The sequence below is a fragment of the Blautia marasmi genome (genome assembly GCF_900258535.1).
Classification (GTDB): Bacteria; Bacillota; Clostridia; order Lachnospirales; family Lachnospiraceae; genus Blautia; species Blautia hominis.
On the sequence record NZ_OIWX01000001.1, the window covers coordinates 65637 to 80177 of the forward strand.

Here is a 14541-nt window from a genome sequence, read left to right on the forward strand (position 1 = left end):
CAGAAATGCTGCCGCACAGCGTCAAAAAACACTGTACGGCAGCATTTCATTTTGCAAATAAACAAGGGTGTACGATTCTCAGCACGCTGTCAGCACTTCTGTAACTGCGCAAAGCAGCGCCTCATCCAGTTCCATGGCAAAGAGTGCCGGAACCGCCTTCTCACCAAGTTCCTCCACGGTTTTTAGCACAGCTTCCTTCAAGTCATAAGCGATCTGTGCACGCTCCAGGATCTCATATACAAATTGGGTCATGTGATTTTCAGCTGTTAAAAGCCCTTCTTCAAACTGCACCTCAAGTGCACTGGTCACCGGAATTTCCGCTGTCCGGACAGTGAGGGTACATGCAGCGGCATCATAAGACTGCTCTGCTGCCACGTTTAGTCCCTCTGCCTGCACTTTGACAGTGGTATTCTCCACCCCTCTGAAATGCAGGGTCCATGTTCTTTTTTCAGGCAGTACGGAAATATTCCCCTGGGCAGCAGAGACGAAAAAGCCTTCCTTGTTCTTCTGTGTCAATTTCGTGTAGACCCAGTTTTCATCTGCATCCTCCAGGGAATCTCCCTCATCCTCCCAGAGAGTAAAACAGTTGTCAGCTCCCGGAAAAACGTAAATCTCCATTTTTTCAGGATTGCTCAGGTCATTCATCTGCTCCGGCAGCTCCTGCATAGGTACAATGGCTCCTGCACGGGCAAACACAGGCATCTCCTCCACACTTCTCCAGACGGAAAGAAGACGTCCGCCTTCATACCGGCGTCCTGTAAAGAAATCAAACCAGGTGCCTTTTGGAAGCCATGCCTTTGCACATCCCATACAGGTACAGGGATCAGCAGGGTCTGTAATGGGCGCTGCGATCAGCTCTGTCCCGAAATAATATTCATTAGGCACATCATAGGTTTCCTCCCGCTCCGGCTCCAGCCAGTACATGGGGCGCACCAGAGGCTGCCCGTCCCTGCTGGCATAGCGGTTCATGGTGTACAGATACGGCACCATTTTATGGCGCAGACGCAGGAACTCTTCCATAACACTCTGGGTTATCTTATTATATTTCCATGGTTCCTTTCCGTTGAAAGGATTATCTGTGCTGTGCAGACGGTTTAAAGGTGAAAAGACACCTAACTGCACCCATCTGGCTGTCATCTCATCATCCCGGACACCGTGCATATGGCCTCCGATATCATGGCTCCACCATCCATATCCCGCATTGCTGGCAGTGGCCGTAAAATAGGGCTGAAATCTCAGGCTGTCCCAGGTGATCACCGTATCCCCTGAAAATCCAATGGGGTATCTGTGACTTCCGATTCCGGCATATCTGGAAAAGGTAAGACGCCGCTTTCCTCTCCTGGCACTGTCCAGATAATGAAAATGGTTCAGCATCCACAGCGGGTCTAATCCCGGAATCTTTGTGACAGTTCCCTGCTGCCAGTCCAGCCACCAAAAATCCACGCCTTCATCCTCCAGAGGATGATGCAGTTCTTCAAAATACACCTCCAGAAAATGCCTGTCCGTCACATCAAACTGCACCGGTTCCCCGCTGTCCGGATTTATTCCCATGCGTTTTGCCACCCGCTCATAGGCCTCCTCATAGGCGCGCACCCCGTCTGCGGGATGCACATTCAGCGTGATCTTCATATTTCTGCCGTGCAGCCAGTCCATAAACTCTCCTGGGTCCGGAAAAAAATCACGGTTCCATGTATAACCCGTCCATCCGCTCCCGTATTTTGGGTCAATATCCACCAGATGCCAGTCCATATCCACCACTGCCACAGAAAAAGGAATCCGCTCCTGCTCAAAGCGCTCCATCAGCTCCTTGTATTCCTTCTCCGTATATCTGTGATAACGGCTCCACCAGTTTCCAAATACCCAGCGGGGAAGAAGCGGCGTCTTTCCGCAAAGATAATATAAATCTTTTACTGCTTCCTGATACCTGTGCCCGTAGCCAAAGAAATAAAAATCTATGCTGTCTTTCGGACGCACTTCCACCCATCCGTCCTCTGTAATGGCCATGCTGCTGCTGTCATCCACAATAGAAAATCCATTTCTTGACACTACACCGCTCTCTAAGGGAATGGCGCCGTCCGCCTCATCAAGGGTACGGGCTGTTCCGCCCAAGTCCTTCACCGGGTCCCCGTAATGCCAGTTTGTCTCATTGGATCTTCCGCCGGTCACTTTAATGAACAGACCGTTTGGTGCAAACTCCCTCTTGTTGTATGTCATCTCCAGGGCACTGGTAAAAAGCTTCAGCTCCTCCGCTGTCTCTGATACTTTGAAAGCAGGTACCGGAAAATCCCGGTTTAGGACTGTCTGGGTAGCCCTGTCCTCAAAAACACCCTCTCTGCTGTATTCCAGACGCAAAAGGGATTCTGTCAAAACCGTTATTCTGTAATTTTTCCCCTGGATCATACTTTCCTTTGCCGCCATTGGCCTTGCATCCAGCTTCTCATTCATTCCGTTCATGTCTGTACCTCTCCTGTTTGTAATTAATTTTTCTCCGAAGCCTTGCCTTCGCTTTCTTTCATTGTAATTGTTTTGTATAATACCCGCAAAGGTTTTTTAAGAAAACCTCTCATTTTTATGCAATATTATTATTTTTGCTATTTTATCCTGTCGATATCTTCTAATTGACATTAGTTTCTGATTCTGGTATGATGTAAGCTGCTGATTGTGTATAAGAGGGTGCCGCGATAAGCATTTACATCGCTTATGCGGCGCCTATTTTTGATGACCGCAAGCGGTCCTATTTTTGAAGGATTCGGGGCAGTCCCCCGACGGAAAGGATTTTTATTTTATATGGAAACAATGAAATTTGAAGAATTGGGATTATTTCCTGAAATTGAAAAAGCAGTGAGTTACATGGGATTTGAGGAGGCCTCCCCCATTCAGGCCAAAGCAATTCCTGCTATGATAAGCGGTCGTGACATTATCGGCCAGGCACAGACCGGAACAGGAAAAACCGCAGCTTTTGGTATCCCTCTTTTGCAGAAGATAGATATTAAGAACAAAAAACTTCAGGCCATTGTACTCTGCCCCACAAGAGAACTGGCCATACAGGTAGCGGACGAAATCCGTAACCTGGCAAAATACCTGCACGGCATCAAGGTGCTCCCCATCTATGGCGGCCAGGATATTGTAAAGCAGATTCGTTCCCTGAAAAGCGGAACACAGTTGATCATCGGCACACCGGGCCGTGTCATGGACCATATGCGCAGAAAGACCCTGAAAATGGATGACGTTCACACGGTTGTCCTGGATGAAGCGGATGAAATGCTCAACATGGGATTCCGTGAAGATATTGAAACTATTTTAAGCGGTGTTCCGGAGGAACGTCAGACCGTTCTCTTCTCTGCTACCATGCCGAAGCCTATCCTGGAGATCACTAAAAAGTTCCAGAAAGACGCGGAAGTCATCAAGGTGACAAAAAAAGAGCTGACCGTTCCCAATATTGAACAGTTCTACTATGACGTAAAACCTAAGAATAAAGAGGAAGTGCTCTCCCGTCTTCTGGACCTCTACTCCCCGAGACTCTCCGTAGTGTTCTGCAACACCAAAAAACAGGTGGATCTTCTGGTCAACGCCCTGATCGGCAGAGGTTATTTTGCCGCAGGTCTGCACGGAGATATGAAGCAGGCACAGCGTGACCGGGTAATGCAGAGCTTCCGAAAAGGGAGGACCGACATCCTGGTTGCCACAGATGTGGCTGCCCGCGGCATTGATGTGGATGACATTGAAGCTGTATTTAACTACGACCTTCCCCAGGATGACGAGTATTATGTGCACCGTATCGGACGTACAGGACGTGCGGGAAGAGAGGGCCGTGCCTTCACATTTGCCAGCGGAAGGGAACTCTACAAATTAAAAGAGATCCAGCGCTACTGCAAGACTAAAATCTATGCCCAGAAAGTGCCTTCTTTAAATGATGTGGCCAACACCAAGATGGAAAACATTCTGGAAAACGTGGATTCTGTCATTGAAAGGGAAAACCTTTCTCTTATGATCGACGCTATTGATGAAAAGGTCAACAATTCTGACTATACCACCTTAGACCTGGCTGCTGCCCTGCTGAAAATGTATATGGGTATGGTTCAGGAGGAGCCGGATGAGGAAGTGGTTGATTTCGGTGACACCGGTGCGGAGGAACCCGGAATGGTACGCCTCTTTATCAACATCGGTAAAAAACAGCGTGTCCGCCCCGGTGACGTCCTGGGTGCCATTGCCGGAGAAAGCGGAATGCCGGGAAAACTTATCGGAAGCATTGACATGTTCGATAAATACACCTTTGTAGAAGTTCCGAGAGAATACGCTAAAGATGTGCTGAATGCCATGAAGACCGCTAAGATCAAAGGCAACACCATAGCCATTGAACCTGCCAATCAGAGGTAATGAACGCTAATACTGTGGTTTGCAGGCTCCCAAAGAGACTATACAACCACCTGTTCTTATGATAAAATATCTGTATATCCTGAATCAAATAAGGGGATACAGATATTTTTTTATGCCGAAATACAGCATATACATGCTGCGGCTGATAAGGGGGAACACCAATGAAGAAAAAGATCATAACTCTGATACTGGCAGCACTTCTGGCTTCTTCAATGCTTTTTTCTGTGAGCGGCTGCGGCAGCGAAAAAGACAAAGAGGCTTCTGCTGAGACAGAAACATCCGCGGAAACCCAAAAAGATACCGGGAACCGTGATGCAGAAAATAATTCCGGCAGCAAAAAAAGCACAACCAAGATACTGGACGGAAAAGGCATTTCTCTGAATAACGATCCAATATCTGCACCTGCGGATTCCGGCCAGGAGGAAACGGCTCCTGTGGAGACGCCTGAGACAGAAGTTCCGGACAATACACAGGAAAACAATACTTCTGAGATTCCCGATCCTCTGGCAGGCACAGAGGAACGCCGTGACCTGAGCACAGAGGAACTGGACTATTTTTCCTCCTTCGTAAGCGACATGGAAAATTATGGATTTCTGCGCTCCTCTTACAGCATTCCCCAGGAAGTGGATTTGGATCAGGTATTGTACACCGGTGCAGGTATGGATTTTGAACCACTGACCTTTGAGGAGAGCACGGCACTTCAGGCCGCAAGCGGACAGCCGTTTATGACAGACGTGATCCATCTGACTTCACAGCAGATTGAGGAGTTCCTGCAGCGCAAGCTGGGTATCAGCTTGGGAGAAATCCGTAAGTTTAACTGGACTTATCTGGAGCAGTTCGACAGCTACTATGTGGAGCACGGGGATACCAACCGTGTGACCTTTACCTGTACCGGCGGCTGGACAGAGGATGGCATGTATTACCTTGACTGTCAATCCTCGGATGGAGCCATGCACACTGCACTGACGCTTGAAAAAAGCGGTGACACCTATCTGTTCCGCTCTAATATTCTGCAGTAATATATCCGCTGCCAAAAAAAGCTGCCGTACGGATAGTCATGGAATCTGCTTCCTGACACTCCGTACAGCAGCTTTCTGCCTGTCCGGCAGACTTATAGCCTAGGTTACTAATCTACCACTTCAATACTTTCAATGACCGGCTGGTTTTCAGGGGCTACACTTCCATTGCTGTCCTCTGTTTTAACATCATCGCAGATTTTGTCCACGATCTCCATCCCTTCTGTCACATGGCCGAACGCGGCATACTCTTTATCCAGATGCGCAGATGTTTCCTGCACGATAAAAAATTGTGAACTAGCACTATCCTTATCGCTGGAACGGGCCATGGAAATGGTCCCTCTTGTATGTTTTAAAGGATTCTCCACTCCGTTTTTGGCAAATTCACCTTTAACAGTCTTTTCCGAACCGCCGGTACCGTCGCCGTTTGGGTCACCGCCTTGGATCATGAAACCTTTTATCACCCGGTGAAAGGTTAATCCATCGTAAAATCCATCCTTTGCCAGATTGATAAAATTTTCCACTGTTAACGGCGCTGCCTGGCCGTCCAGCTCCACAGAGATAGTTCCGTAGTCCTTCACTTTAATTTTCACATGATGCAGGTCCTCCGGGGAAGCCTGACTGACCTGCTCCTCCTCCTGCTGTTGTCCTCCGCAGCCTGTCAGTAAAACAGACAATGCTAACGTCACTGCCGCCAGTAAATAATTCCATTTCTTCATATCTCTCATGCCTTTCCTGTTTTTCTCTGTTCTGCCCGGAAAGTTATACACTCCGGCCGCGTTGTCAGTATATCATATTTTCTGTCTAAGGAAAAGGCTGGGTGTAATATTATCGTAACAGTTCAGCCTTCCTCTGTCCCGCGAGGTGTTGCCTTGCAATTGCAAGGCAATCCCGAGGCAGCCACGCGCCAGATTGCGGTTTATGCAGTCTGTGTGCATGCTTTTGTTGCTATGATGCCGGAAGGCTGAATAGTAACATATTATCTCAGTCCCACATAGATATGCACTTCCGCGTTCTCCACATCCTGATTCCTGTATTCTTCAAAGTCAGCGCCAAAAGCCCTGTCCAGGTCCATACTCCACAGTTCCTGCCAAAATGCTGCCACTGCCCTCTGCATATGGCCTTTTACCACAAACCTGGCGTATCTCCCGGCCGGGATCTGCCTCTTTTCCATTCCCTCAGGAACATGGTCTCCTTCTCTTGTCTCACATCCCACAGTGAAGGCATAGTCATCCGAAATGCCGCCCGCATAGTCGGAATAAATCCCAAGAGGCATCCCGCTTCTCTTGTCCGGTACCCCCTCATAAATACCCCGGGTAAAAAACTTCTCCCAAAGCCCTCCGATCACTGCTCCCACATCAGGCGCCTGATTATTTGTACGGATGCTGATACCAATTACAGTTTTCTCTTCTAATTCCACAATTTCATATTCCATTTATAACAGCCCTCATCTCTTCATTTTTCCCGTATCCGTTCAAAACCATTTCCATCCCGGAGCCGTTTCAGGATCTTGCCGCGTACCCGGCAGCCGCCGCCATAAAAAACATTCCGGGGAAATGGCTGTGAATCCGTCACGGGTTAAGGCTACTATAACAAAGGAATCATGACAACTGCCTGTCATGATTCCTCCGGCATATGAATCTCTTTTTTATAACGTCTCTGCATTCTGTCCAGCATCCCGGCCAATTCCTCCCGTATCTCTTGGGGTTCCAGAAGCTCTATCTGTTCCCCGAAACTCAGAAGCCACCCAAATAAACTGTTCCTGTCTGCAAAGTCCCATTCAAACAGCAGATATCCGTCCTTCTGCTCTCTCAGACACGCAACCCCGTATTCCTCGATCAAGCGCCACTTTGCCTGGGGAGCGCAGCGGACTTTCACATGGATGGACGCGATATACATGCGCCTTGGGGAACAGTCACAGTCCGGGATCTGCCTTTTTTCAAACTTCACACCCGTATCACAAAGTTTGTCCATACGGTTTAATTTGAACAAACGATAGTCCCCTCTCTGCCCGCAGTATCCCCACACATACCAGGAGGACCACTGGAATATCAGCAGATAGGGCTCTATCTCCCGCTCTCCCTCCCCTTTTGGAGAATAATAGCGGAAGGTTATCAGGCGGCAGGCCTCAATGGCATTTTGGATCAGTTCTATCTTGGGTGCCAGGGAAGATTTATACCAGGAGGACAGATCAATCCTGATATGGTCATTGCTGGTCAACACCTCCTGGCTTCCCACAGACAGCTTTTCCATGAGAAGCTGGTACCGGTTAGTCCCCGCCACACTGTCCAGGCTCCTAAGCCCCGCCAGAATAGACTGCATGTCCCTGGAGGTCAGAAGTGTTTTATCCAGACGGTATCCCTCCATAATGGAAATCCCGCCGTTTTGTCCCTGTGTGGTGACAAGCGGAATTCCCGCTTTGCAGATATCCTCCACATCACGGTTTATGGTCCGTCTGGAAACCTCAAATTTTTCTGCCAGATAAGGCGCAGTCACTTTATCCTGCTGCAGCAGAATGGAGAGTATGCCGATCAGCCTGTCTATTTTCATCTCTTTACCTCAGTTCCAACTTTTTATTTCCACAAAATATCTGCCTTTTTCCTGGGGGCAGTGCGTCTGTACTTCACGTCCGGGTATCCCAGCAGCATACAGCAGGAGACCGTCTTTTCTCCTGTCCCCAGCCATTCCTGTAAAACAGGGCTTTCCCTGATGACACGCATCATATAACCACTGTAGAGGGCTCCCAGGCCTTTTGCTGTTGCCATGTTCTCTATATTGGCTGCCGCAAGCCCTCCGTCCAGGGGATTTTCGGAGGCAATGACTAAGAATACAGGGGTGTTGAAAAAGAATGTATCCTTCTCCTTGTCCCTTTCCCATAATTTATAGAAATAGGAAAATGCCCTGGCATAGTCGGGTCCCGTCTCCCTCAGAGACTGGATGATCCCCGGCATTTCCTGCCAGACAAGATCCTTAAATTCCAAAAGCTGCTCCCTTACCACCACGAAGGTACAGTCCTGCATGTTTTTGGCTGTGGCAGTGTAGCGTCCTGCTTCCAAAATTTTTCCTATCACGTCCCTGTCCGGAACTTCCTTCTTAAAGTTACGGACACTCCTGCGAAATTTTACAGCCCTTAAAAAATGCTCCGGACAGACAGAAAATTCCCCTTCCCGGTACGCCTCCACATCCTCCATGTCAAATTCCGGTATGGATACTGCATCTACCGGACAGACTGCAACACAGTGCCCGCACTGGATACAGGAACGATAAGCCTCTGCCTTTCCCTCTTCCAAACGGATGGCACTGCCTGGGCAGTCCTTCACACATGCCCCACATCCCACACAAATCTCCTGATCAATAATTACCATAGCGCAATCCTCCTTTTCTTTTTTGCTTTTTTATACATACCTACCTTTGCGTTCTATCCGGACAGAGCCCCCACTGCTAATGCTGCATATTTTGTCAGCCTGGAAGGTAAAGAAGAATTACTGTTCACAGTATACTAAAAACGCAGCTCTTTGCACAGTAACGCGCTTCGCGATGCACAGTTCTGCTCTATAGGGTACAAAATGCAATTTATTGCATTTTGACGCCGGCTAACTCGGGATTTTACTACGCATCGCAAAGCATCCCTTTGGGAAACACCTCCCGGTACAGTGGCCTGTGAACAGTAACAGGAAGATGACAGCATGGTTTCCGGCCAGATGTAGCACTAGCTATTGAAATAATATTCTGTTATAATGGGTGAAAACAGAAACGGAGGGATTTTTATGGAATTCGTTCTACTTTACTTGAAATACCCACTCCGCATGATGGGTGCCATTCTCTGCGGCGCCCTCATCGGATATGAACGGGAAAATCAGATGAAAATGGCTGGTATCCGCACACACTCCATTGTGTCCCTTGCCTCAGCACTCATGATGATCGTATCAAAATACGGTTTCTTTGATGTCCTGTCCTCCCATGTAAACCTGGACCCTTCCCGAATCGCCGCCGGTGTGGTCACTGCCATCGGCTTTCTGGGTGCAGGGGTCATCTTCACCCACAAAATGAACATCAGCGGTCTCACCACCTCGGCGGGGTTGTGGGCAACCGTGGGTGTAGGTATGGCTCTCGGTGCAGGCATGTATGTTCCCGGCATCACCGCCACAGTCATGATACTGCTTCTGCAGTTTTTCTTTCACCGGAATTTCCGGTGGCTGAAATCCTCCAGCATTGAACAGGTAACTCTTGTCATGGAACAGGAGGATGACCTGCGCAGTATCCTGACTGATACCTTTCAGATGGATGAAGTTAAGATCACCAGTATGAAAGTAAAACGCCTGAAAGAAAACCAGGTGGAAGTGAAGCTCTTCGTCAAATTTCCGGACAGCTATGATATCTTCCATACCCTGGAGCTGCTCCGGAAAAACTCCAAAATCACTTCCATTGATCTATAGAAGATTTCCTTTTACGCGGCAGCTTTTAAATCATAATAAAACATGTACTGCTGCAGTATTCCGGCGTACCCTTTATATCTGTCATGGGGGAACCCTTCCGGATAGTGCGTTTCCAGAATTTTCTTCACGTGGGTATCCACCGGAAAGGCCTCTATATGATAAAGCCCGAAGAGACAGATACAGTCTGCCACTTTTTTGCCGATCCCATACTGCTTTACCAATTCTCTGTGGGCAGTCTCATAATCTGCTGCCCGCAGCATTTCCAGGTCAAGGCTGCCGTCTAAAACGGCCTGTGCTGTACGGAAAATGTATTTGTCCCTGTATCCAAGCCCCAGGGTGGAGAGCACTTCCATACCGGCACGCACCACCGCTTCCGGCTTGGGAAAAGCATAATATTTCACGCCATCCCCGGTGTACTGTTCTTCCCCTATGGTATGACACAATAATTCAATACTTTTTCTGATTCGTGAAATATTGTTGTTCTGGGACACCAGAAAAGTCACAATCATTTCCCATAGATCCTGCCGCAGGATCCGTATCCCCCATCCTTCCCGTACTGCCTCCTGAAGATAGGCATCCTCTTCATCCACAGATTTTTTGATCGCTCCGTAGTCTGTGTGCAGATCCAGATAATCCTCCCAAGTTTCCTCAAATTCTTTCTCTGTACAGGAAAAGAAAAACAGGTCCTCCTTCTGTTCTATCTCCAGGTATTTTTCAAATGCCGAAACAGCATACACCCCTTCACTTTTTTGGACCATACGGAAACACTGACCGGACTCTGCAATCTGTCTTAAATCCAGGTCTGCTATTTTTCTCTTTATCATCTGTTGTCTGCTGCCTCCCCCAGCCTCTCTCCCATTTTCACAATTGTCTCATAACCGTTTTGTGTATTCATAAGCAGCCTCCTGTCAAACGCCACTGCGTCCTTCTGAAACAACAGGATCACGGTGGAGCCGCCGAATTCAAAGCGTCCCTTCTCCTCCCCTTTTTTCACCTGGCATTCCTCGTGATAATTGGTGATCCGCCCCACCATGAGAGCTCCAACCTCCATCATAAGCACCACCTGAAAATGCCTGCTCTTAAGCAGGGTAAATTCCCTTGTATTTTCTTTATAGACAGGGCACACTGCATTAGCTGCCGGGTTCACCGTGTGAAAGATACCGGGTATTCTGATATTGATGGATTTTAAGCCGTCATCCACATAGCAATAGCGGTGATAGTCATCCACAGTCAGACGGAAGATGCAGGCATATCCCCCCTGATACCTTCTGGCAATACGTCCTGAACGCAGCAGGGAATCCACAGTGTACTCTGTCCCCTTAATAGAAAAGCGTCTTTTCCCGTCAATGGGATAGACGCTCAGCTTTCCGTCACAGGGGCTGATCAGGGTATCTGCATCTCCCTCTATTGGCCGATATTCTTTTTTAATCTGTCTTGTAAAAAAATCATTGTAGGAAGCATATTCTTTATTCTCATATTGTTCAAGATTGATACCCTGCTGTTTCACAAATGGTCTTATGAAAATCTTAGAGCACCTGCTGTCCAGCAGCCAGCCCCCGGCCTTGGAAACCACAGGCCGGACCAGCACCTTTAAAGCCAGACGCCCTGTTCTGTGGGTATACATCCACTTTAAAAGTTTGTCCTGCCCCGAATCCTCTGTTGTAATACTGCCCTCTCTGTCTATGTATTTCATCCTGTCATCCTCCTATGTATTACAGCTTCCGCAGCCACGGAAGCCACGGCCACCCATGTCTGAATTCAATGCGGTATCTGGTCCTGAGCAGCATAATACACAGGGCTGCAGCCACCACTGCCACCAGAACTGCCAGTGTAGAGTTCTTAGGCTTTTTAAACCGGAAATTTACCACAAAGAGGGTTCCCACCACCAACAGTGCCAGATGCAGACATATGACGAACACAAAATCTGACACAAAAAACTGGATCATAAACACCAAGGGCAGCACCACAGCCATAGAAGTTATGGGAAGGCCTTTGTAATATTTCTCCCCCTCCTCGCTGACCAATGCCCCTTTCATTTCCATAACATTAAAGTAGGCAAGACGTATGACCGAGTTCACACAGTACAGGGCAATGATAACAAGTCCCACAGGCCCCCTCACACCCAAAAGATAACAGATCATAGCCGGAAACACGCCAAAACAGACCACGTCACACAGGGAATCAATCTGAATGCCAAAAGACTTCTCATCCTCTGTCCTGTTTTTCATGGATCTTGCTATTTTTCCGTCAAACATGTCACAAAGTCCTGACAAAGCCAGGCAGAATACTGCTATTTTAAATCTGCCGTGTATCGCCTGCGTCATTCCGAATACGGAAGAAATCAAGCTTATATAAGTCAAGATCACTGAATAATTGTAAAATCCTATCATCTTTTTCTGTCCCTCTTTTCTTTATCCTTTCCGGTGCTCCAAAATCAGTCACTACACTGCCGATACCGGATGTTTTTTCTATACTGTAGGGCCTTATAAGGCTTATAACAGCACCGCAGATGGCAAAACGGGCCATTCCAAAAGTGTAAAGTGTAATTCCGGCGGGATGGAGCATCTGTACAAACTGTGCAGGTATTGGCGCACAGAAGACATTCTGTCCGCCGAAATTTATATACCGGTGTCCAGAGCTTTTCGGCCAATGGTAAAATGCGCAGCAGCAGTCATACATGCGCTGAAAAGTAACTGCACGTAAAAAGCGATCCCCCTGCTCAAAACCATGCCGGGCAACAGCAGGCCGCCCACAAAAATAGTTTTAAATATGATCAAAAACAGATTTTCACTGATTCCCATGCCTCCCGGCAATGGCAGCATATCCACAGAAACAGACACCACCGCCTGAAGCATGACCACATCGTAAATACTCGCTCCGTGAAGGCCAAAAGCCTTGTAAACAAACCATGTCACAAAAAACAAAGCAAATCTCTGCAGAAATGTGAGCAGCAGCACATGGACTATAACTTTTCCATGTCCTTTCAGGTAATCGGAAGTCACGGTATAATGATTCATGGACTCCTCCAATTTCCTGGTCCTCTCCTCCTTTTTCCTGAAAATCCGCACACGTTCCAGAATCACCAGACCCTTCATCATAATAAATTTGGCAAGCGAAGGGCATAAAACCAGAACTGACATGGCAATACAGCAGAATACATTCAGGATCACGCCCAAATAAAATACGGGAAGAATACCTTCCAGGTATTTATGTACAAAACCTCTCTGGAAAAATGCAACGAATAAGCCAATAAATACTAATACCGATTTATAGGTGATGGTAACGATCATCAGAACAATGGTTGCCACTGGAATGGGGATTTTATTTTTCCTCATATAATAAATCTGCATGGGCTGGCCGCCGCTGGCGGATGGTGTAATGCAGCTGAAAAAGAACCCGATACAGGAATATTGGAAACAAGTCCTCTTCTTTGTCCTGATATTCAATGTGCCCAGCATGTAATGAATAATGATGGATTCACCCCATATAAAAATGATCACCCCCCATACAGCGGGGAGAAGATACCAGGGATTCACCTTTACAATGGCTTTCAGCACAGCATGCAGGTCTTCTCCGTGGAAGACACTGTATATAGTTAAAATGAAAACGGCTGCCAGAAACAGACCATTTCCGATTTTTTTCTTCTTACTTGTCAAACTTCACTCTCTTTCCCACAGGCACTTTTTCTCCTGCTAAAAAACATTTCATATAATCTGTCAAACACCCTTTTAAAGGGTCTGTAAATATTCGTATGGAATGCAATGTAATAGGTAATTTCCGCTATGGCGATTCCTCCGAACACATCCACAATATAGTGTTGTTTGGTCACCTGGGTAGATACGCATACAAGAATGGCAAACAGGCAGGAAAAGACCCTGTACGCTTTGGGAACCGACTTCCTTCCGCGAATACCGATAAAACTAAACCAGCTTACCAGACAGTGGATGGAAGGAAAAAGATTCGTCGGTGCATCCATCTTATATACAGCCTGCAGTAAGCTCACCCAAATACCGTCCCCGTACAGCACAGGCCTCACATTGGTTGTGGGCAGCAATATAAAAAACACACAGCAGACCAGTCTTGACATAATATCTGCCGCGGCAAAACGGACACAGTGTTCTTCACCCTGTTTCGCGATCAATATGTAATTGATGATCCAAAAAAGATAGCACCCCAGATAAACCGATACGAATCCGGGAATCAGAGGCACTGCCCTGTCAACCGGCAGCGTCAGGTCATAATGCTTCCACTCATCGGCAATCCTGGAAATCCCAAAATATACGATACAATTCACCGTCACACAGGAAAGCAGCGGAAATACTGCGTATGAGGGTATCCATGCATTCTTTTTTTGTTTGTTGTGCATAGCTTTCCTCCTTAATACATCTAAAAGGTATTATAACAGATTTCAGCAAATAGTCTAATAAAATTATCTTAATAACAATATTTTACTGTTTTATGCAAATAAAGATAACAGAGCACCTGCCGTCTTTGTCTTCGGCAGATGCTCCGGTAGAATGTTATTCTGTTCTTGTGAAGAGTGACCAGTTTGGAGGTACACTCTCCTCGCAGAGAGTGACTTACATATTTTTATTATTTACCATGCCAACAAACAATTTCAATCCACACTCTCCTCGCAGAGAGTGACTGATTATTATGATAAATGCATAGTGCAAGGGCTATTTCAATCCACACTCTCCTCGCAGAGAGTG

The 14541-nt window shown here is 47.3% G+C and carries 13 protein-coding genes and 1 CRISPR repeat array (1 of these 14 cut by a window edge); of the genes, 3 read left to right on the forward strand and 10 right to left on the reverse strand.

What is annotated here, in order from left to right; genetic code table 11:
* Window positions 1-78: 78 nt before the first annotated feature.
* Window positions 79-2454: a glycoside hydrolase family 31 protein gene (locus C6P39_RS00350; RefSeq protein ID WP_104802393.1), complete on the reverse strand. Its 2376-nt coding sequence runs from the start codon at window positions 2452-2454 to the stop codon at window positions 79-81.
* Between the two features lie 333 nt (window positions 2455-2787).
* Between C6P39_RS00350 and C6P39_RS00355 the strand changes: the two genes are divergently transcribed.
* On the forward strand, window positions 2788-4377 hold the full coding sequence (locus tag C6P39_RS00355; RefSeq protein ID WP_104805820.1) for a DEAD/DEAH box helicase: 1590 nt from the start codon (window positions 2788-2790) through the stop codon (window positions 4375-4377).
* Between the two features lie 161 nt (window positions 4378-4538).
* The gene (locus C6P39_RS00360) at window positions 4539-5396 is read left to right on the forward strand and encodes a hypothetical protein (protein ID WP_104802394.1); all 858 of its coding nucleotides are present in this window, start codon (window positions 4539-4541) and stop codon (window positions 5394-5396) included.
* 107 nt (window positions 5397-5503) lie between these two features.
* On the opposite strand, the gene C6P39_RS00365 is transcribed toward C6P39_RS00360, so the two are convergent.
* From C6P39_RS00365 to C6P39_RS00380, 4 genes are all read right to left on the reverse strand, one after another.
* Window positions 5504-6112, reverse strand: a complete 609-nt coding sequence (locus C6P39_RS00365; RefSeq protein WP_104805821.1) for a peptidylprolyl isomerase — start codon at window positions 6110-6112, stop codon at window positions 5504-5506.
* A gap of 260 nt (window positions 6113-6372) precedes the next feature.
* Window positions 6373-6828 (reverse strand): GyrI-like domain-containing protein, encoded by a 456-nt coding sequence (locus C6P39_RS00370; protein ID WP_095174281.1) that lies wholly within the window; start codon window positions 6826-6828, stop codon window positions 6373-6375.
* A gap of 182 nt (window positions 6829-7010) precedes the next feature.
* A complete protein-coding gene (locus tag C6P39_RS00375; RefSeq protein ID WP_104802395.1) occupies window positions 7011-7943 on the reverse strand; it encodes a helix-turn-helix transcriptional regulator in 933 nt (310 codons plus the stop codon).
* 23 nt (window positions 7944-7966) lie between these two features.
* The gene (locus C6P39_RS00380) at window positions 7967-8758 is read right to left on the reverse strand and encodes a nitroreductase family protein (RefSeq protein ID WP_104802396.1); all 792 of its coding nucleotides are present in this window, start codon (window positions 8756-8758) and stop codon (window positions 7967-7969) included.
* Between the two features lie 402 nt (window positions 8759-9160).
* Here C6P39_RS00380 and C6P39_RS00385 point away from each other — a divergent pair, with 402 nt between their 5' ends.
* Window positions 9161-9829 carry an MgtC/SapB family protein gene (locus C6P39_RS00385; protein WP_095174274.1) on the forward strand — a complete coding sequence of 223 codons (669 nt, stop codon included), beginning with the start codon at window positions 9161-9163 and terminating at the stop codon, window positions 9827-9829.
* Between the two features lie 11 nt (window positions 9830-9840).
* On the opposite strand, the gene C6P39_RS00390 is transcribed toward C6P39_RS00385, so the two are convergent.
* The 5 genes from C6P39_RS00390 to C6P39_RS00410 form a co-directional block, all read right to left on the reverse strand.
* Window positions 9841-10653, reverse strand: a complete 813-nt coding sequence (locus C6P39_RS00390) for a DNA-3-methyladenine glycosylase family protein (protein ID WP_104802397.1) — start codon at window positions 10651-10653, stop codon at window positions 9841-9843.
* The gene (locus C6P39_RS00395; RefSeq protein ID WP_104802398.1) at window positions 10650-11522 is read right to left on the reverse strand and encodes a phosphatidylserine decarboxylase; all 873 of its coding nucleotides are present in this window, start codon (window positions 11520-11522) and stop codon (window positions 10650-10652) included. Before C6P39_RS00395 ends, C6P39_RS00390 begins: the two co-directional genes overlap by 4 nt.
* Window positions 11523-11541: 19 nt before the next feature.
* Complete coding sequence (locus tag C6P39_RS00400) at window positions 11542-12219, reverse strand: CDP-alcohol phosphatidyltransferase family protein (protein ID WP_095174268.1); 678 nt, start codon at window positions 12217-12219, stop codon at window positions 11542-11544.
* 228 nt (window positions 12220-12447) lie between these two features.
* The gene (locus C6P39_RS00405; protein ID WP_104802399.1) at window positions 12448-13485 is read right to left on the reverse strand and encodes a lysylphosphatidylglycerol synthase transmembrane domain-containing protein; all 1038 of its coding nucleotides are present in this window, start codon (window positions 13483-13485) and stop codon (window positions 12448-12450) included.
* Complete coding sequence (locus C6P39_RS00410; RefSeq protein WP_104802400.1) at window positions 13482-14195, reverse strand: phosphatase PAP2 family protein; 714 nt, start codon at window positions 14193-14195, stop codon at window positions 13482-13484. Before C6P39_RS00410 ends, C6P39_RS00405 begins: the two co-directional genes overlap by 4 nt.
* 181 nt (window positions 14196-14376) lie before the next feature.
* Window positions 14377-14541: a CRISPR direct-repeat array (repeat unit 33 nt; unit sequence ATTTCAATCCACACTCTCCTCGCAGAGAGTGAC) (it continues 1754 nt past the right edge of the window).

What these genes read in the sequence shown, in the direction of transcription:
- C6P39_RS00350 (WP_104802393.1), bottom strand. Translation starts at nt 2,454, where the DNA reads ATGAACGGAATGAATGAGAAGCTGGATGCAAGGCCAATGGCGGCAAAG.
- C6P39_RS00355 (WP_104805820.1), top strand. Translation starts at nt 2,788, where the DNA reads ATGGAAACAATGAAATTTGAAGAATTGGGATTATTTCCTGAAATTGAA.
- C6P39_RS00360 (WP_104802394.1), top strand. Translation starts at nt 4,539, where the DNA reads ATGAAGAAAAAGATCATAACTCTGATACTGGCAGCACTTCTGGCTTCT.
- C6P39_RS00365 (WP_104805821.1), bottom strand. Translation starts at nt 6,112, where the DNA reads ATGAAGAAATGGAATTATTTACTGGCGGCAGTGACGTTAGCATTGTCT.
- C6P39_RS00370 (WP_095174281.1), bottom strand. Translation starts at nt 6,828, where the DNA reads ATGGAATATGAAATTGTGGAATTAGAAGAGAAAACTGTAATTGGTATC.
- C6P39_RS00375 (WP_104802395.1), bottom strand. Translation starts at nt 7,943, where the DNA reads ATGAAAATAGACAGGCTGATCGGCATACTCTCCATTCTGCTGCAGCAG.
- C6P39_RS00380 (WP_104802396.1), bottom strand. Translation starts at nt 8,758, where the DNA reads ATGGTAATTATTGATCAGGAGATTTGTGTGGGATGTGGGGCATGTGTG.
- C6P39_RS00385 (WP_095174274.1), top strand. Translation starts at nt 9,161, where the DNA reads ATGGAATTCGTTCTACTTTACTTGAAATACCCACTCCGCATGATGGGT.
- C6P39_RS00390 (WP_104802397.1), bottom strand. Translation starts at nt 10,653, where the DNA reads ATGATAAAGAGAAAAATAGCAGACCTGGATTTAAGACAGATTGCAGAG.
- C6P39_RS00395 (WP_104802398.1), bottom strand. Translation starts at nt 11,522, where the DNA reads ATGAAATACATAGACAGAGAGGGCAGTATTACAACAGAGGATTCGGGG.
- C6P39_RS00400 (WP_095174268.1), bottom strand. Translation starts at nt 12,219, where the DNA reads ATGATAGGATTTTACAATTATTCAGTGATCTTGACTTATATAAGCTTG.
- C6P39_RS00410 (WP_104802400.1), bottom strand. Translation starts at nt 14,195, where the DNA reads ATGCACAACAAACAAAAAAAGAATGCATGGATACCCTCATACGCAGTA.